At 38.0% G+C, this 20,657-nt stretch carries 10 protein-coding genes and 2 pseudogenes; 10 read left to right on the forward strand and 2 right to left on the reverse strand.

The annotated features are described in order from the left end of the window. Nucleotides 1–71: 71 nt before the first annotated feature. Together E3C75_RS02860 and E3C75_RS02865 are read right to left on the reverse strand one after the other, a co-directional pair. Nucleotides 72–917, reverse strand: coding sequence for a nucleotidyl transferase AbiEii/AbiGii toxin family protein (locus E3C75_RS02860; protein WP_111679138.1), 846 nt, complete (start codon nucleotides 915–917; stop codon nucleotides 72–74). Beyond that, the gene (locus E3C75_RS02865; protein ID WP_014621283.1) at nucleotides 914–1,504 is read right to left on the reverse strand and encodes a type IV toxin-antitoxin system AbiEi family antitoxin domain-containing protein; all 591 of its coding nucleotides are present in this window, start codon (nucleotides 1,502–1,504) and stop codon (nucleotides 914–916) included. Before E3C75_RS02865 ends, E3C75_RS02860 begins: the two co-directional genes overlap by 4 nt. 280 nt (nucleotides 1,505–1,784) lie before the next feature. Here E3C75_RS02865 and E3C75_RS02875 point away from each other — a divergent pair, with 280 nt between their 5' ends. From E3C75_RS02875 to E3C75_RS02920, 10 genes and pseudogenes are all read left to right on the forward strand, one after another. Further along, nucleotides 1,785–6,680, forward strand: a complete 4,896-nt coding sequence (locus tag E3C75_RS02875) for an SspB-related isopeptide-forming adhesin (protein WP_111679140.1) — start codon at nucleotides 1,785–1,787, stop codon at nucleotides 6,678–6,680. Then, nucleotides 6,681–6,872: a calcium-binding protein gene (locus E3C75_RS02880; protein ID WP_100262165.1), complete on the forward strand. Its 192-nt coding sequence runs from the start codon at nucleotides 6,681–6,683 to the stop codon at nucleotides 6,870–6,872. Further along, nucleotides 6,856–7,407 (forward strand): hypothetical protein, encoded by a 552-nt coding sequence (locus tag E3C75_RS02885; RefSeq protein ID WP_111679142.1) that lies wholly within the window; start codon nucleotides 6,856–6,858, stop codon nucleotides 7,405–7,407. The genes E3C75_RS02880 and E3C75_RS02885 overlap by 17 nt, the downstream gene beginning before the upstream one ends. A gap of 48 nt (nucleotides 7,408–7,455) precedes the next feature. Continuing rightward, nucleotides 7,456–12,906, forward strand: a pseudogene (locus E3C75_RS02890) (DEAD/DEAH box helicase family protein); the annotation flags it as partial. Between the two features lie 509 nt (nucleotides 12,907–13,415). Continuing rightward, the gene (locus E3C75_RS02895; protein WP_111679146.1) at nucleotides 13,416–15,194 is read left to right on the forward strand and encodes a reverse transcriptase/maturase family protein; all 1,779 of its coding nucleotides are present in this window, start codon (nucleotides 13,416–13,418) and stop codon (nucleotides 15,192–15,194) included. A 92-nt stretch (nucleotides 15,195–15,286) separates the two neighbouring features. Continuing rightward, nucleotides 15,287–16,675: pseudogene (locus E3C75_RS02900) on the forward strand (helicase-related protein); the annotation flags it as partial. A gap of 70 nt (nucleotides 16,676–16,745) precedes the next feature. Continuing rightward, nucleotides 16,746–17,045: a DUF5962 family protein gene (locus E3C75_RS02905; protein WP_111679148.1), complete on the forward strand. Its 300-nt coding sequence runs from the start codon at nucleotides 16,746–16,748 to the stop codon at nucleotides 17,043–17,045. 13 nt (nucleotides 17,046–17,058) lie between these two features. Then, the gene (locus E3C75_RS02910) at nucleotides 17,059–17,349 is read left to right on the forward strand and encodes a DUF5966 family protein (RefSeq protein ID WP_111679150.1); all 291 of its coding nucleotides are present in this window, start codon (nucleotides 17,059–17,061) and stop codon (nucleotides 17,347–17,349) included. Nucleotides 17,350–17,642: 293 nt separating this feature from the next. Further along, nucleotides 17,643–19,265 carry an AAA family ATPase gene (locus tag E3C75_RS02915; RefSeq protein WP_111679152.1) on the forward strand — a complete coding sequence of 541 codons (1,623 nt, stop codon included), beginning with the start codon at nucleotides 17,643–17,645 and terminating at the stop codon, nucleotides 19,263–19,265. Then, a complete protein-coding gene (locus tag E3C75_RS02920; protein WP_111679154.1) occupies nucleotides 19,262–20,590 on the forward strand; it encodes an HNH endonuclease signature motif containing protein in 1,329 nt (442 codons plus the stop codon). The genes E3C75_RS02915 and E3C75_RS02920 overlap by 4 nt, the downstream gene beginning before the upstream one ends. Nucleotides 20,591–20,657 lie beyond the last annotated feature (67 nt).

The raw sequence follows: 20,657 nt of genomic DNA on the forward strand, positions 1-20,657 counted from the left end.
CAAAATGAATAAATGTTAGTATATCTTTTTTATTTTTTTGTCACGATTACCTAGTGGGGCAGATAAATGTTTTAATCAAAGTCTGTAGAAATAATAATTGTAATAAGACTAATCATCTCATCAAGAACATCTGCAAGTGAAATCCCTTTTGTATAGCTATATTTTTTCGAATAATTTTGCCATTGTTTATTCTGAATAGGATCAGATTTGAACCTCTCGAGTAGTTCAATAATCTTTACAAAATCGAGTTCTGTTTCGCGATATGAAAATGTTCTCTGACAGGCATTTTTCAACTGAATGAAGTCAATGTCTTCTTTTTTCAGTTTTGAAAGAATATAAACATCGTAAAAATCTTTGCTTCTACTGTTCAAGAAGTTACGTGAATAGATGGTTTGAAGTTTTTCAGCTAGAATTGTTTCAATTGTATAAGCAATGATTGGAAAATTGTCTTCATCAAAAATAGCTTTATAGTCGTATGTAATCGGCTGAGGAGTTACAACATCACCTGTCGCAATATCCAAATGGATAACTTGTTTAATATTCTCAAGTTGGCACGAAATTGTTGCTCGATAGCCACCATAGTCATCGCTTTCTTTAATAGCTGTAATTGATTGAATCACAAAAGATATACCTTCTTCGGAATCTGCTAAAATTTCTTTGAGTTGCTGCTTCACAGTATCTTCTGAAAGTGTTATTTGATGGAACAAAAAATCAATATCAACCGTGCTACGAGATTCAACTCCGATAACATTTGACAGTAGGAATCCTCCTTTGAATATATAGTGATTTGAATAGGTACTCTGACTTAATTTTTTCAAAATCACTTCAAGAAAGTAATAGGTCATCACGGAATTAAAGGTTAATCCAGTATTCTTTGATATTTTATGACAGAGTGCTGTTAGCTTAGCTTTATTCATACTAGGACCTCCAGAGTTTGTTTGACCTTGTCCAAGGTGTTCATTTTTGTCGCATATTCATAGAGTTTTGTAAGATTTTTTTTAGAATAGTTTCCGTAATGTTGAAGTGTTTTGACAAAAAGCTCAGTATCTATTTTTTCTCGATGAATCACAAAATCACAGATAATACGTTCTAAATCATACACTCTTACCTCGTTTCCCATAGGGGTTTTTACAAGTGTAATTCCTAGTTCGCTATATTCCTTAGAAACGGAATGAATGTTCAGATTTGCTGGAGGAGTATTAAAACGGTAGCCTCTAGGAATGGTTACGTCAAAATATTGAGGAATTTCATCTGTAAATTGTTGCAGGTAAAGCGCTGAGATATAAGAGAAAATAGCCTTGGGATAACGGTACTGAAAGAAGTAGTATTCGTCGTAGTCTCCATTCTGGGTTAGGAAAATTCCTTTTTCGACGCGGTATAGAATCCCTTCTTTTTCAAGTCTTGTCAAATATATTGTTGGAATCTTTAGAGCTTTACAATCTTTATAGGTGATAATGCCATTGTGGTTTTCTATAAATTCAAATAGAATCTCTTTTTTTGACATGCTTACTCCTTTTAATGTTGCTTTTACACTACAATTTTACAATATTTGTAGTGCAAAAGCAACACCTTCTTTTCCCTCAATTTATTGTGATAACAAAATCAAGCCTTTTTTTTTATGATGGTATTGAACTTGGGCTACGAGCTGTACAAAAAAGAGAGTTTTTCCTAGAACGGAAAGTTCTTCGTCAAAACTCCTATTTTTGTCATGCTCGCATAACGCTCTCGTATCTAATAAAGAGTGACAGTTTGTTGCTACATAAAAAAGAAAAGAAGGACTATTTATGACCAAAACATGTAATCATCACTTTCTTGTCAATCAGGAAAAAGGCGAGAAACACGTCTTTCGCAAGAGTAAAAAATATCGCACTCTATGTTCCGTTGCCCTTGGAACCATGGTGACGGCTGTTGTTGCTTGGGGAGGAACGGTTGCACATGCTGATGAAGTTACAACATCAGTTGACACCACTATTCAACGAACGGAAAATCCAGCCACGAATTTACCAGAAGCACAGCCAAACCCTGTATCTGAACAAACTGAAAGTTTAGCGTTAACTGGACAATCTAACGGTGCAATTGCAGTCACCGTACCACATGATACGGTAACACAAGCAGTTGAAGAGGCAAAGGCTGAAGGTGTTTCTACGGTTGAAGATAGCCCAATGGATTTAGGAAATACAACTTCTACGGCAGAAACCAACCAACAAATTTTAAAAGCAGAAGCAGATGTCCAAAAACAGGTTGAGGCTATTAATGAAGTTACTGAAACCTACAAAGCTGACAAAGCAGCTTATGTGGATGAAAAAGCTCGCATCGAACAGGAAAATAAGGAGCTGTCACAGGCCTACGAAGGGGCCAACCAAACTGGTAAAGAGACAAATGCTTGGGTTGATTCTAAAGTCAATGACCTAAAAACTCGGTATGCAGATGCTGATGTGACAGTGAAAGAACAAGTAGTTTCATCAGGAAATGGGACATCTGTACTTGACTATACAAACTATGGCAAGGCTGTTGAAACCATTCAAACAACAAACGAACAAGCTGTAGCGGATTATCTAACAAAGAAAACCAAGGCAGATGATATTGTTGCAAAAAATCAGGCCATTCAAAAAGAAAATGAAGCTGGACTTGCTAAGGCAAAGGCAGATAATGAAGCTATTGAAAGGCGTAATCAGGCTGGTCAAGCAGCTGTTGATGCTGAAAACCGTGCAGGTCAAGCCGCAGTAGATCAAGCTAATCAGGAGAAACAACAATTAGTTTCAGATCGAGCAGCTGAGATTGAAGCCATTACAAAACGCAATCAAGATAAAGAAGCCGCAGCCAGAAAAGAGAATGAAGCGATTGATGCCTATAATGCCAAAGAAATGGAACGCTATCAACGTGACTTGGCCGAGATTTCGAAAGGTGAAGAAGGTTATATTTCTGAAGCCCTTGCTCAAGCCCTCAATCTCAATAACGGTGAGCCACAAGCACAACATGGAGCCATTACCCGAAATCCTAATCAAATCATTTCAACTGGCGATGCCATGCTGGGTGGCTACTCAAGAATATTGGATTCAACAGGATACTTTGTCTATGATAGCTTCAAAACAGGTGAGACCCTTAGTTTTAACTATCAAAATCTTCAAAATGCACGATTTGATGGTAAAAAGATTAGTCGAGTGACTTACGATATTACCAACCTTGTATCACCTGCTGGAACCGATGCCGTGAAATTGGTTGTGCCAAATGATCCTACCGAAGGCTTCATTGCCTACCGAAATGACGGAAACGGTGATTGGCGAACAGACAAGATGGAGTTTCGTGTAGTTGCCAAGTATTTCTTGGAAGACGGTTCACAAGTTACCTTCTCCAAAGAAAAGCCAGGTGTCTTCACGCATTCTTCCCTCAATCATAATGACATTGGTCTAGAATATGTTAAAGATTCGTCTGGGAAATTTGTGCCGATTAATGGTTCAACCGTTCAAGTGACTAATGAAGGTCTAGCACGTTCTTTGGGTTCCAACCGTGCAAGTGATTTGAATTTGCCTGAGGAATGGGATACCACATCAAGTCGTTATGCTTATAAAGGAGCTATTGTCTCAACGGTCACATCAGGCAATACCTATACAGTCACCTTTGGGCAAGGCGATATGCCACAGAATGTTGGCTTGTCATACTGGTTCGCCTTAAATACCCTACCAGTTGCACGTACAGTAACACCGTATAGTCCCAAACCTCATGTAACGGTGGAACTTGAACCCATTCCAGAACCTATTACGGTAACACCAGATGTCTTTACTCCTAAAACATTTACACCAGAAAAGCCTGTAACCTTTACGCCAAAGCCTTTGGAAGAAGTGGTGCAGCCTAGTCTAACTTTGACCAAGGTAACCTTACCTGTCAAACCTATTCCAAAAGAACTTCCAACGCCACCACAAGTACCCACTGTCCATTATCATGCGTACCGTTTGACGACAACTCCAGAGATTATGAAAGAAGTGGTCAATAGTGACCAAGCTAATCTTCATGAGAAAACTGTCGCAAAAGATTCAACGGTGATTTATCCCCTAACAGTTGATGCCTTATCGCCCAATCGTGCTCAAACGACTAATCTCATTTTTGAAGACTATTTGCCTGCAGGTTATTTGTTTGATAAGGAAACAACACAAAAAGAGAATGGAAACTATGTCCTTAGCTTTGATGAGACTAAGAATTTTGTGACCTTAACCGCAAAGGAAAACTTGTTGCAGGAGGTAAATAAAGATTTAACCAAGGTTTATCAACTGACCGCTCCAAAACTCTATGGTTCTGTTCAAAATGATGGGGCAACCTATTCCAATAGTTACAAACTCCTTTTGAACAAGGGCACAACCAATGCTTACACAGTCACTTCAAATGTTGTAACGGTTCGTACACCAGGTGATGGGGAGACAACCACACTCATTACACCAGATAAAAACAATGAAAATGCGGATGGTATCCTCATTAATGACACGGTCGTAGCCCTTGGCACAACCAACCACTACCGATTGATTTGGGATTTGGACCAGTATAAGGGGGATCGTTCTGCTAAAGAGACAATTGCACGTGGCTTCTTCTTTGTGGACGATTACCCAGAGGAAGTGCTCGATGTGGTGGAAAATGGCACGGCTGTTACAACCCTTGACGGTCAGAAGGTATCAGGAATAACGGTTAAAAACTATGCTTCACTAAATGAAGCTCCTAAAGACCTTCAATATAAATTAGCTCATGCTAAGATTACACCGACAGGTGCCTTTCAAGTCTTTTTGCCGGATGACAACCAAGCCTTTTATGACCAGTATGTTCAAACAGGAACTTCTTTAGCTCTTTTGACCAAAATGACGGTTAAAAATAGTCTCTATGGTCAAACTAAGACCTATACAAACAAGGCCTACCAAGTGGATTTCGGCAATGGCTATGAGACCAAAGAAGTGACCAACACCCTTGTTTCTCCAGAACCCAAGAAACAAAACCTAAACAAGGATAAAGTGGATATCAACGGGAAGCCCATGCTAGTGGGAACTCAAAATCACTATACTCTCTCATGGGACTTGGACCAATACCGAGGGATTAAAGCAGACAACTCTCAGATTGTACAAGGTTTTTACTTTGTGGATGATTATCCAGAAGAAGCTTTATTGCCGGATGAAGCAGCTATTCAGTTTATCACATCTGATGGCAAAACAGTTTCAGGAATCACCGTAAAGGCTTATTCTCAATTATCAGAAGCTCCTAAAACGCTACAAGCAGCCCTTTCGAAACAAAAAATTCAGCCTAAAGGAGCTTTTCAAGTTTTCATGCCTGAAGACCCACAAGACTTTTATGAATCTTATGTGACCAAGGGGGAGAATATTACTATTGTCACTCCGATGACGATTTTGGAAACCATGATTAATTCAGGGAAGTCTTATGAAAACGTGGCTTATCAGGTGGACTTTGGGCAAGCCTATGAAACCAACACGGTGACCAATTTTGTCCCTAAAGTAACTCCACATAAGTCTAATACCAATCAAGAAGGTATTTCAATTGATGGAAAGACTGTTCTTCCGAATACGGTCAATTATTACAAAATTGTCTTGGATTACAGTCAATATAAGGAAATGGTCGTGACGGATGATGTTCTTGCCAAGGGATTTTACATGGTAGACGATTACCCAGAAGAAGCCCTTACCCTAAATCCTGATGGCATTCAAGTTTTGGATAAGGATGGCAATCGTGTATCTGGTATCTCTGTCAGCACCTACGCTAGTTTGTCAGAAGCTCCGAAAGTCGTCCAAGATGCCATGGCTAAACGTCAGTTTACACCTAAAGGAGCCATTCAGGTCCTTAGTAGCGATGATCCCAAAAACTTTTATGAGACTTATGTGAAGACTGGTCAAACCTTAGTTGTCACGCTTCCGATGACTGTTAAAAATGAGTTGACCAAAACAGGTGGTCAGTATGAAAATACAGCCTATCAGATTGATTTTGGCTTGGCCTATGTCACGGAAACAGTGGTCAATAATGTTCCCAAACTAGACCCACAAAAAGATGTGGTGATTGACTTGTCTCATAAAGATGAGAGCCTTGACGGGAAAGAAGTGGCCTTGCATCAAACCTTTAACTATCGCTTGGTTGGAGCATTGATTCCAAGCAATCGTGCGACTGATTTATTTGAATATGGTTTTGAAGATAACTATGATGAAAAGCATGATGAGTATAATGGTGTTTATCGCAGTTATCTGATGACGGATGTCATCCTCAAAGACGGTTCTGTCTTAAAAGAGGGGACAGAAGTCACGAAATATACCTTGCAACAAGTGGATACAGAAAATGGCCTAGTGTCAATTTCATTTGATAAATCCTTCTTAGAGATTATCTCCGATGATTCAGCCTTTCAGGCAGATGTTTACCTTCAAATGAAACGGATTGCGACTGGTCAGGTGGAGAATACCTACCTTCACACAGTGAATGGCTATGTCATTAGCTCAAATACAGTTGTAACACATACACCTCAACCTGAAGAACCAAGTCCAAATAAACCCACACCACCTCAACCACCAATTGAGACTATTGAACCGCCTGTTCCAGCAAGCATTTTGCCAAATACAGGGGAACAGGAATCCCTTTTGGGCTTGATTGGAGCTGGTATTCTACTTGGTACGGCTTATGGACTGAAGAAAAAGGAGGAGAAGTAGATGAATCCAAAAACTATTTATGAAAAGGATTCAGACCAAGATGGTTTGACAGATGGTCAGGAACTAGCTTTGGGAATCGATCCGCAGTCTGTTGACACAGATGGTGATGGTCAAGCTGATTTAGAGGAGCTACAATCTGGACATTCACCACTAGTCCCACAAAAGGAGTTGTACGATGACTTGGAACTTTGACACCATAAAAGAGGCTTTATCTGAAATGGAGAAGTCCGATTACCAAGAGTTTATCAAGGCCTTTCTCTCTTTGGAATTAAGTATTTCTGATAGAACAATCCTCAATCAGGTTTATCAAGATTATATGGACGATGATGACCTATCCTTGATTAGTGATGGGCTACGAGTTAAAGTTGATAGTTATCAGGATGAAGTACAGGCAGATATGACTGACATTCTGGAAAAGTTGTACCGAACAGGTGAAGGCTCTAGTTTTATTATGGATTTAATGTCCTCAAATAGTCTCTCAGACACCTTGGAACAGTATGAGGTTTTGGATAGTGAAGACTATTCCTTAATCGGTCTTGAAACCTTACAGGCTATGATTCAACAGGACTTAGCCATTTCCAGTCAGGATTATTTTGGAGATCTGGTTCACCTTGCCTTGCAAAAAGATTTACTAGACCAGAAAAGTCATTTCTTACAACACTATGTGGCAACTGTAATGGAAGGTATTCCACAAGAAAGAGACCAACGAGCCTTGGTCCTAGATTAACGCAAAGGGCTGAGAAAAACTCTCAGCCCTTTTAAAATGGGAGGGAAAATGAATCAAGAAGTCTTACTACAAATGATGAGAGCCACCATTCCTCGTGATAGAGCCCTGCTTGAGGCATTTTTATATTACCAAGCAGAGCATTTTGATGAGGAGTGGGATAGTCTTATTCGTCAGTTTATGACCAATAGGCAGGGAATCAAAAGATCTGTTCAGGTACTTCACTTTGAGACAGATGTTTCAGCTTTTGTCCAGGCTAGTCCTTATGATACTGCTCATGATCTATTGACCTATACACAAGTTTTCGGCCAAACTGGTCTCCAAAAACTCGACAAACTATCGCCGTCTGAAAAAGACTTGGTGATAGAAGTGGCCTTGTTCAATCTGGCCACTCGTTTTCAACTATTAGACTCAAATGGTCATTACCAAACCATTTCACCAGATTCTCTTTTACAAAAGAGTAGGGGAGCTAATTTGGTCAATGTGTATCGTGTGGCTAATAATTTAGCGGATCGGATTAGCCGAGATATTGAACAGTTTCTCTTGACCTACGAACCTGAGCTTGAAACAAGAGTTGATGAAACAGTTCTAGAAAATGAAGAAACTGTTGATGAGCACAAAACAAGTGTTCATCAAGCAATATCTTTTAGAGAAGATGGCTCTTTGATTATTGCTAGTTTGGATGTAGATTTGTCTCAACTAGATGTTCAAACAGGAAAAACCAGTCATCTGCCTGCCTATGAAGAGTTATCTTTACGACGTAAATTTGAGATACTAACATATTTTGACCAAATTCGAAATGAACGTTCCAAAGTCCCAAGTTTTAAACGAGGTGATTTTGACACTGAAATGGAAATGACACCAATCTTTGAGGGCGAGGAGTTACTCACCTATCTAGAAGCTGATGGTAGTCCCTATGAGCTGAAACGAACGCTGACCACAGTCGAAGAAAAGGAATTAGAAAAAATTGGACGAGCTATTAGGATAGACAATCAAGAAAAATTGACTCAGGTAGGGATTGAGCTATCTCAGTTTGAATCAGACCAAGTCGGTATTTTATTGGATGCGGCAGGTCGTTTTCGTTTAAAAAATGCGGACCTTGCTTTATTAGGTGGTTATCCAAAAGCCTCGGTAACTCAACTAGCCCTTGCGACAGAACTACTCCAAATGGGATTGAGTCTTGAAAAGGTTGAATTTTTCTTTAGTAGCCAGCTTTCCCTTGAAGAGTTGCGACAAGTTGCCTACGCCTTTTTACACCAAGAACTCAGCAGAGAAGACGCGGAACAATTTGAAAAAGATAAACGCAATCAGCCAGATTTAACCCTCAGAGATTGGAAGAGCAAGCTAGAGAAAGCTGAGACGAAAGTAGTGGTTGATGAAGAATTTGCGGAAAATCCACTGGTTCAGAGAGTATTGGACACTTATCCTCTGGGGTCGTTGGTTTCCTATAAGGGACAGGACTTTGAGGTCGTGTCGGTCAGCGATGCTCGATTGAACGGTTTGATTCGGATTGAGTTAGTCAATGACTTTTCGGATATCATTGAACAAAATCCAGTTCTTTATGTGAGGACCTGGGAAGAAGTCAGTCAGGCACTTCATCAGCCAAAGGCAGAACCACAAACAGAGTTAGAAGAAGCGGACCAAGAATTAAACCTATTCTCATTTCTGGAAGAGGAGCCAGTTCAGAGTGTTGGACTATTGGAACCAGATGGTTCAGAAAAAGGTCATAACGATACTGATCTTGAAGAAACAGATAATCAAATTCCTGAAGAGGAAGTCGTCGAAACAATTCCAGAGATTCCAGTAACGGACTTTTATTTTCCAGAAGATTTGACGGACTTTTATCCTAAGACTGCTAGAGATAAGGTTGAGACAAACATCGCGGCAATTCGGTTGGTAAAAAATTTAGAAGTGGAGTACCGCAATGCTTTACCAAGTGAACAAGAACTCCTTGCCAAGTATGTAGGCTGGGGTGGACTAGCCAATGAATTTTTTGATGACTATAATCCAAAATTTTCTAAGGAACGAGAAGAACTGAAAAGCCTAGTCACAGATAAAGAGTATTCGGATATGAAACAGTCCTCTCTGACAGCCTATTATACAGACCCTGCCCTGATCCGTCAGATGTGGGATAAGTTGGAAAGAGATGGTTTTACAGGTGGCAAAATCCTAGATCCTTCCATGGGAACAGGGAATTTCTTTGCGGCTATGCCCAAACACTTAAGAGAAAAGAGTGAGTTATATGGTGTGGAATTAGATACTATTACAGGAGCTATTGCCAAACACCTTCATCCCAATAGTCACATTGAAATTAAGGGCTTTGAGACGGTGGCTTTTAACGACAATAGTTTTGATTTGGTGATTTCAAATGTGCCTTTTGCCAATATACGAATTGCGGATAACAGGTACGATAGGCCTTACATGATTCATGACTACTTTGTCAAAAAGTCACTTGATTTGGTCCATGATGGTGGACAAGTAGCGATTATCTCTTCGACAGGAACTATGGATAAGCGAACAGAAAATATTTTACAAGATATTCGTGAGACAACTGAATTTCTTGGTGGGGTTCGACTACCTGATTCTGCCTTTAAGGCCATTGCAGGAACGAGTGTCACAACGGATATGTTATTCTTCCAGAAACACTTAGACAAGGGGTATGTGGCAGACGACTTAGCCTTTTCAGGTTCTATTCGCTATGAGAAGGATAGTCGCATTTGGCTCAATCCTTACTTTGATGGAGAATATAATAGCCAAGTGCTAGGAACCTACGAGGTCAGAAATTTTAACGGAGGAACACTTTCTGTTAAGGGGGCTAGTGATGACTTGATTGCAAGTGTTGAAACAGCTCTAAATCACGTTAAGGCTCCCAGAGAGATTGATAGAAATGAGGTTATCATTAATCCAAATGTGGTGACCAAACAAGTCATTGATACCTCCATTCCAGCTGAAATGAGGGAGAATCTAGGTCAGTACAGTTTTGGTTATCAGGGTTCTACAGTTTACTATCGAGATAACAAAGGTATTCGAGTCGGAACCAAGACGGAAGAAATCAGTTACTATGTAGATGAAGAGGGCAACTTCAAAGCATGGGACACCAAGCATTCTCAAAAGCAGATTGATCGCTTTAATGCCTTAGAAGTGACTGATAACACTGCTCTGGATGTCTATGTGACCGATGATGCAGCAAAACGTGGTCAGTTTAAGGGATATTATAAAAAGACAGTTTTCTATGAAGCTCCATTGTCTGATAAAGAAGTGGCACGAATCAAAGGAATGGTCGATATTCGCAATGCCTACCAAGAAGTTATTGCCATTCAACGCTATTATGACTATGATAAGGGGACCTTTAACCACTTGTTAGGCAAACTCAATCGTACCTATGATAGCTTTGTCAAACGCTATGGGTATTTGAATAGTACTGTGAACCGCAATCTTTTCGATAGTGATGACAAGTATTCGCTTCTTGCTAGTTTGGAAGATGAAAGTCTAGATCCAAGTGGAAAGTCTGTTATCTATACTAAATCTCTTGCCTTTGAGAAGGCTCTAGTGCGTCCCGAAAAAGAGGTTAAAAAGGTACATACTGCCCTTGATGCCTTAAATTCGAGCTTGGCTGACGGAAGAGGTGTTGATTTCGATTATATGATGTCTATCTATCAGGTTGAATCGAAGATGACCTTGATTGAGGAATTAGGCGACCTCATTATGCCTGATCCTGAGAAGTATTTGAATGGGGAGCTGTCCTATGTTTCTCGCCAAGACTTTCTGTCAGGTGATGTCGTCACTAAGTTAGAAGTGGTGGACCTATTCGTCAAACAAGACAATCAGGACTTTAACTGGCCGCATTATGCGGGACTTCTAGAAGCTATCAAACCAGCACGTATTACTTTGGCAGACATTGATTATCGAATCGGTTCACGCTGGATTCCTTTGTCTGTTTACGGAAAATTTGCCCAAGAAACCTTTATGGGGAAAGCCTATGAACTGTCAGACCAAGAAGTAGCAACAGTCCTTGAAGTCAGTCCCATTGATGGGGTTATCACTTACCAATCTAAGTTTGCCTACACCTATTCCAACGCAACGGATAGGAGTTTAGGTGTCCCTGCTTCACGCTATGATAGTGGTCGAAAAATCTTTGAAAATCTCCTGAATTCCAATCAACCAACCATTACAAAACAAGTTGTGGAAGGGGATAAGAAAAAGAATGTGACAGATGTGGAGAAAACAACAGTCCTGCGTGCCAAGGAAACACACCTACAAGAACTCTTTCAAGGATTTGTAGCAAGGTATCCAGAAGTTCAACAAATGATTGAAGACACCTATAATAGGCTCTACAATCGTACGGTATCAAAGTCCTATGATGGTAGTCATTTAACCATTGATGGACTTGCTCAGAATATCTCCTTACGTCCTCACCAAAAGAATGCCATTCAACGAATTGTCGAGGAAAAACGTGCTCTACTAGCCCACGAGGTAGGGTCTGGAAAAACTTTGACCATGCTTGGAGCTGGTTTCAAGTTGAAAGAATTAGGGATGGTGCATAAACCTCTCTATGTGGTTCCTTCTAGTTTGACTGCACAGTTTGGTCAAGAAATTATGAAGTTCTTCCCAACCAAGAAAGTCTATGTGACCACTAAGAAGGACTTTGCCAAAGCCAAACGTAAGCAGTTTGTGTCTCGGATTATTACAGGGGATTATGATGCCATTGTCATTGGGGATTCACAATTTGAGAAGATTCCGATGAGTCGTGAAAAACAGGTCGCCTATATCAATGACAAACTCGAGCAACTCCGAGAAATCAAGCTAGGAAGTGACAGTGATTATACGGTGAAAGAAGCGGAACGTTCGATTAAGGGATTAGAACACCAGTTGGAAGAACTCCAAAAATTGGAGCGAGATACCTTTATCGAATTTGAAAACCTTGGCATTGATTTTCTCTTTGTGGACGAGGCTCACCATTTTAAGAATATCAGACCCATTACAGGCCTTGGGAGTGTCGCAGGGATTACCAACACGACTTCTAAAAAGAACGTGGATATGGAGATGAAGGTGAGACAAGTACAGGCAGAGCATGGAGATAGAAATGTCGTTTTTGCGACAGGAACACCAGTTTCTAACTCTATTAGTGAACTTTTCACCATGATGAATTACATTCAACCCGATGTTTTAGAGCGATACCAGGTATCCAATTTTGACTCCTGGGTTGGGGCTTTTGGGAATATCGAAAACTCCATGGAACTAGCCCCGACAGGAGATAAGTACCAACCCAAGAAACGGTTCAAGAAATTTGTCAACCTTCCTGAACTCATGCGAATCTACAAGGAAACTGCCGATATTCAGACCTCAGACATGCTTGATTTACCAGTACCAGAAGCTAAGATTATTGCGGTGGAAAGCGAGTTAACGCAAGCTCAGAAATACTATTTGGAAGAGCTGGTAAAGCGTTCAGACGCTATCAAGTCAGGTAGTGTTGATCCAAGTAGAGATAACATGCTTAAAATCGTGCGCTGTTAAGCGTAAAAATGTATCTCCCTCACAGAGGGATATTATTGAAAGTAAATAATAGGAACAACTAACTAACCTAGCGGGGAAACCCAAAGGGGACAATAGCATGTTAGTAAAGCGGATAAGGAGCGAGTTACAACGCTTTGATGTGCCGCAAGTTCCGTAACCTATGGTTAAGGCTAAACTGCTTGAACCTCAATTCTGACTAGGTGCAAAGCATCGCCCATCGGAAAGTAACTGAGACCGATGTTACTGTATATTCGTTGTTGTGATTTTGGACGAATAACTTTCTACAGTAAAAGAGCATACGATAAGTATGAATAAAGGAATGAGTGAGGAACCTAAGGGTTACTAGAACGTACATTTTTAACGAATAGCAGGATTGCCTAAGAGGGGAGACCCTTATGGTAACGGAGTCACCGTAGTAGTCCGAGCAAGGGAAATCCTTGTACATGGCGAAGGGTGACAGGTAATTTCGATTAGTTAGAAAGGATTAGGTGCGTGGGATGCGTACAGCCAAAACTATTTTAACGGTCATTCATGAACGTGGAAAACAAGATAAACCACTCGAAAGGGTTTATAAGTTACTATTTAATCGTGAACTCTATCTGATAGCCTATGCAAAGTTATACCCGAATAATGGAGCAATGACAAAGGGTGTTTCAGAGGAAACGATTGATGGAATGTCTATTCAAAAAATAGATAGGATTATTGAACAATTAAGACGAGAAACCTATTATTGGAGACCAGCTAGGAGAGAGTACATTCCTAAAAAGAATGGAAAACACCGTCCTTTGGGAATACCAGTATGGAGTGATAAACTTCTTCAGGAAGTGATTCGCATGATATTAGAAGCCTATTATGAGCCACAATTTAGTGAACATTCTCATGGTTTTAGACCAAAAAGAGGGTGTCATACAGCTTTACAAGAAATTCAGACCTGGAAAGGGACACGTTGGTTCATAGAAGGAGATATCTCTAGTTATTTTGACACGATTGACCACGATGTATTAATCACTATGTTGTCTAGACAAATTCAGGATGGTCGGTTTATTAGGCTTATCAAAAATATGCTTGAGGCAGGATATCTTGATGATTGGAAGTTTCACAAGACTATTAGTGGAACACCGCAAGGTGGAGTTATTAGTCCTTTATTAGCTAATATCTATTTACATCAATTTGATAAGTGGGTCGGTGAAGAACTGATACCTCAATATACAAGAGGTAACAAGCAGAAAGCAAACTCAGCCTATAATCGTTTGAGTAGAAGAATTAAATGCTATCAGGAAAAAGGAGATTATAAAAAAGCTCATCAGTTAATTGTTGAGAGAAGAAATCTCCCTTCAGTTGATACTTATGATACTACCTATCGGAGGTTAAGATATGTTCGGTATGCGGATGACTTTATTCTAGGCTTTACAGGTTCAAAAGCTGAGGCAAAAGATATAAAGAAGCAAATTGGAGACTTTTTAAAGATTAAGTTACATTTGGAACTTTCTCAAGAAAAGACTTTGATTACCCATGCGACTGAAGAATCAGCGAAATTTCTAGGATATGAGATAAAAGCACAACGTGTCAATGATTATATTGATAACAAAGGAAGACGAAGTGTCAATGGTGTTATCGCATTATTTGTACCTGCATCAGTTATTGAAAGCAAATGCCACCAATACATGAAAAATGGTAAATCTATTCATCGTAATAATTTATTGCATGATGATGACTTTAGTATCGTTCAAACTTACCAACAAGAATATAGAGGGCTGGTTCAATATTATATATTGGCACAAAATTTGTCATGGTTCTCAAAAGTCTATTGGTATATGGAAACATCACTCCTTAAAACATTAGCATTTAAGCATAAGTCATCCATTAATAAAATGTTAGCTAAATATAAGACTACCACGACTAGCACGAATGGCCGAACGGTGCCGTGTTTACAGGTAGTTGTGCCTCGAGAAGATAAACCTCCTCTAGTTGCAACGTGGAGTGGTATTTCACTTTCTTATAAAAAGAAAGCTGTAATAGAAGATGCTCCGTATCAAGTTTATGGTGGTCGAACAGAGCTTATCAAGCGATTACTCGCAAATAAGTGTGAGCTATGTGTAAGTGAGGAGAACATAGAGGTACATCATATCAGAAAATTAGCAGACTTGAACAAACACAATGGAAAATTAGTTCCAAAGTGGAAAGAAATCATGTCAGCAAGACGTCGAAAAACGCTGGTGACTTGTCGGGATTGTCACCATGCAATACATAATGGTTCAATAAATACACGTTTATGAAATGAAATTACTGGAGAGCCGGATGATGCGAAAGTATCATGTCCGGTTCGGTGGGGGGATAATGGAAAAGGGGTCGCAATGACTACCTCGCTAGTATCCTACCCTACACAGGAGAAGCCAGAAAACTAGCTATTGATATGCGGTTGATTGACCCTGCCTATACTTTATCGGATAATCAGAAAATCCTTCAAGTGGTCGATAATGTCGAGTGGATTTACCGTGATGGAGCTGAAGACAAAGCCACTCAGATGATTTTCTCTGATATTGGAACCCCTAAAAGTAAGGAAGAAGGGTTTGATGTCTACAACGAACTGAAAGCTTTGCTGGTTGATCGAGGGATTCCAAAAGAAGAAATTGCCTTTGTCCATGATGCCAATACTGATGAAAAGAAAAACTCACTGTCTAGAAAGGTCAATAGCGGAGAAGTACGGATTCTCATGGCTTCGACTGAAAAAGGTGGAACGGGTCTAAACGTGCAATCACGCATGAAAGCTGTTCACCATTTAGATGTTCCATGGCGTCCCTCAGATATTGTCCAGCGAAATGGTAGATTGATTCGTCAGGGAAACATGCACCAGGAGGTAGATATTTATCACTATATTACTAAAGGGAGCTTCGACAATTACCTCTGGCAGACACAGGAGAATAAGCTCAAATATATTACGCAGATAATGACCTCAAAAGATCCTGTGAGATCAGCTGAAGACATTGATGAACAAACCATGACTGCTTCTGACTTTAAGGCTTTAGCCACTGGTAATCCCTATCTTAAGCTCAAAATGGAATTGGAAAATGAACTGACAGTTTTAGAAAATCAAAAACGAGCTTTTAATCGCTCAAAAGATGTATATCGCCATACCATTTCCTATAGCGAGAAGCACCTCCCTATTATGGAAAAACGGTTGAGTCAATATGATAAAGATATTGCCCAATCTTTGGCAACAAAGTCGCAAGATTTTGTCATGCGATTTGACAATCAAGTAATGGATAATCGTGCTGAAGCTGGGGACTATTTGCGTAAACTCATTACCTATAACCGCTCAGAAACTAAGGAAGTTCGGACTCTGGCCAACTTTAGAGGATTTGATTTGAAAATGACAACACGTGGTCCTAGTGAGCCCTTGCCAGAGACTGTCTCTTTAATGATTGTTGGTGACAACCACTATACTGTTACCTTAGATTTGAAATCAGACGTGGGAACTATTCAACGAATTAGTAATGCCATTGACCATATTTTGGATGACCAAGAAAAGACAGAAGAGATGGTAAAGGATTTAAAAGATAAGCTACGAGTAGCCAAAGTAGAAGTTGAAAAAGTCTTTCCAAAGGAGGAGGACTATCAGCTTGTAAAGGCTAAGTATGATGTTTTAGCTCCCTTGGTTGAAAAAGAAGCAGAGATTGAAGAGATAGATGCAGCTTTGGCCAAGTTTAGTGAAGATACAACACCCCAAAAGAAGCAACAAATAGCACTCGAGATATAAGAAAAAAGGCTGACAAATATTTTTGAACGCGGTAAAATGAAGTCAAGAAATCACAAAAGGAGAACAGACCATGACCAAAACACTAGAAGAAATGCGTTATCAACTTGAAGAATGGTTGGCACAAGGCTATACAAGTCCAGAAGATAGGGTGAACTACCAAACTTTAAAGGAACAGTATGAAGATGAAACTCTTGATTATAGCTTTTCAAAGCGTGAAATTACTGGACAGCTGGAACTCATCATCACAAGTCGTGAGAATGATTTTCCAAACTTAGATGAGGTGACGAAGGCAGAATACCTTGATTTGGTTGCCCAACTAGATGAACTTGACCAGGAGCAAGCTAACTATTACCGTAAGTACTTGTCCTAGAAAGAGGTGTAAGATGTTGGATCAAATTCTACAAAGCCTTTTAATCATCGTCGTAATAGGATTGATGTTACTTGTCCTTTATCAGATTGTGAAAGTTTCAGGTGCTTTATTTCTTATCGGACTCATCAGTGGATTAGTCTTTATAGAAATCTATGGAATTAACCTATTCTTTACGGAAAGGTATCTATATACAGAAGATTTAGCCACCAATGGTATTTGGAGTTTTACTGGATTTTTTATTGTTTTTAATATTCTGCTGGCACTTGGTATTGTGACAAAAGTTGTGAGAAGTAGAATGGCATGAAAATAGGGCTACCTGATTTTAGGTAGTCCTATTTTGATGGGAAAGCAAGTAATTCTAGCAACTTATATTTTAAATAGATTAGATTAGCTAACAAAGACAATTATTATTCCTTAAAAAGTAGGAATTCTAGTGATATCAGTTTTGTTTTTTATGAGAAATACTATATTTATAATTTATAAAAAAATTTCAATCTAAAAATATTATAGTAATGATATTTATCTGACAGATATAGCGAACGAAATTAACTTTTTGATATAATACTATTAAAAGTAGTGAAAATTAGGAGTAAAAAAATGAATATTGAAGAATTCTTGTCTAGGATTTCTTTTCGTTATAATACATGGGATGATTATGGTTACAAACAAACAGCAGAATTAATTTTTAATGGAGATTCAGAGGAGAAAAGTTATTTTGTAAAGATTCATCCAAATACAGATGAAAACTTTCGCAGAATTCAAGAAAATCGAATTGAAGAGGAAGGTAAATATTTTTTATTTGGACAATCAAAAGAGTATTATCAATTCATTTCAGACACCTTAGAGGATGAAGGTTTAAACAGATGGTTTACATTAACAGGAGATATTGTCTATAAAGGCGATAATTTCATAGCAGAATACAGAGAGTTACAAAATGAATATGAAGAAGCTATAGTAGATTATGAATTAGATAATAACTTTGATAATGAAGACAACCCTGAGAATTTAATAGGTATGTTTGATCGTTCATTTTTTAGAGATCAAGCGTTATCCGAATGGAAAGAATCATTGAATAACCTACATAGATTGACAATCAATAAATCTTTTCTTTCTGCTTATAAATTTACAATAAAAAAAGGAAGTCAAACTGTTTTTGAAGTTGATGTAAAACCAAAGGATAATGTTTCTGTTAGGCTGGATGATAAGTCGTTGCCTATATCAGTTTCGAATAATGTTTTTTGTATCATTGGAGGAAATGGGAGTGGTAAAACAAGCTTTATCAGAGAATTATCAAAAGCTATTTTCAATAAATCTTCTGAAATTACAATAGAAAATAGCGAATTTGACACACAAGATGATGCGAATATCATGAAGAAAATTTTGTACTGTTCATTCAGCCCATTTGATGAGAAGTTTGAAATAGAATTAAATCCAGAGGAGAGAGAAAGGTTTGAATATATCGGTCTTTTAAATTATGATAGAGAAGTAAATGGAAATACAAAAATTAGCGATAGAATCACTGATGATATCATGGAAAGTTTACAAAAGATTAAACTTAGTGTAGATAAGTCTAAACTTTGGCTAGAAGCAACAGAACGTATTTCTTTTGAAGAATGGGGATATAACCTTATTTATATTTTTAAAAATGATTTAACCAGATCTGACGAAGTTGAGAGCGACGGTTCAATCACAAGTGGATTTGATTATGAAAACTATGATGAGACATATCAAAAAATCAAAAATTTTAGTTCAGGACAAAAAATATTTTTATTAACAATGACACAGCTTATTTTGAAATTAACGGAAAGAACGGTTGTATTTATTGATGAACCTGAGTTATTTCTACATCCTCCGATGGTTAAATCATATGTTCGTCTCATTTCTGATATTGTAAGTTCAGTAAATGGTTTAGGTTTTATTATCACACATTCCCCAATTACTCTTCAAGAGTTTCCTAATAGGTGTGTAAAGCAGGCTTATCGTGACTATCGTGGAGAATACTTGATAAAGTCAGTTGATTTTAAAACGTTTGGAGAAAATATAAATGTAATTAATGATCAGATATTCAATATTGGTCTTCAACAATCAGGGTACTATAATTTAATTGAAAGATTGAAATTTGTTGAAAATGGTAAAAGTGAACTTAGGAAGTTACTAGATTTTTCTGGTAGTGAGGCCAGATTACTGATCAATTTATTTTTAGAAGGAACTAGCGAATGAGAAAAATTGAGGGAATGGATATCACTGTCAAGGAGATTTTAGATACATTAAGATATGAATCGGTAGATTTTGTAGAAATGTTAGACATTGATGATGAAGATAATTTTAATGCTATTGTTTCGTTGCTATCATACTATGAAAAAGAATATAACGACAGTTATGATAACCTTTCTAACTTACGAATAACAACTGAAGATGATGACAATTATACTTTTTCGAGTATTCAAAATTACTATTCGGAATATTATAGTGGACGAACATCATTTAAGTACAGAGAATATATGGAACAGCTAGTTGAGAAACGATGCCCGATTTGCGATTGTTCGTTTGCGTATAGCCAAGTCACACTGGACCATATTCTTCCTAAGAGTAAGTTTCCATTTCTTTCGATTACCCCTATCAATTTGGTCCCAACTTGTTATAATTGTAATATGCGAAAAAATGATGGAATCCCATCGAAAGTGTTGAATCCATATTTTCATGGTTTTTCACCATTTGATTATCTAACAATAATAATTAAAGTTAATGTAGAAAAGCCGTTTGAATCTACTATTGATATCAATTTTGCAGATTTAAATGTTGTTCCTCCAGAACAGGTGATCTACATAAGAGAGAACATTGATTTATATAAACTCCGACAAAAGTACTTGGATTTAACCAATATTGCTTTTCTCAAACTTATGGATGAGTTCCAACAAGTTATTCATCTAAATAGTGATGTCTACAGTATTACTGAACTTAAAGGTTATTTCTTATGTTTAGATAATTATGTTGATTCTGAAGGATATAAGTTTATTGATGAGAGTTATTTGAGACACTTGTGCATATTAACAATTAATGAGAATACTGAATTTTTGACTTGTTTAGCAGAGCATCTCAATATTTTTGTGAATTATGGTGATAAGTTAGCAGATTCAATTAAGACTTTAGAGGCTAAAGTACAAGAAGCGATAATTAAACATCGAGCCAATTGTTTAGAACTCATTAAAGGAACACTGCCTTTAATTTTATTTATTGGTATCTATGAACTTAAAAACAGCTTTTTAGAATTAATCGATTTTAGAGGAGTTTTTCAAAATGAACAGTCGATTTTTAAATTTAGTCCTGAAGGGAAATATTCTGAATTAATATATTCTCAAAAATCTTTCAGTGTTAATGAATCATTATTATTATCTATTGTAAAACCTGAAAATAAAGCAGGCACAGAAATTGTAGTTTCTCTTGAAAATAGTAATTTTTGCATTTTATTGGTCGAGGGATTATTTGAAATTAATTCCGAACAAGTTGAGGAATTAAGTCGAGTTGTTATTCAGATGCTAAAATAAGAATTTTATATGTAATTCTAATTATTATTTTTTGTTCTAAATACAATGTTATTTTGTTAAAATTTTG

It is taken from the genome of Streptococcus thermophilus (assembly GCF_010120595.1).
Lineage (GTDB): Bacteria > Bacillota > Bacilli > Lactobacillales > Streptococcaceae > Streptococcus > Streptococcus thermophilus.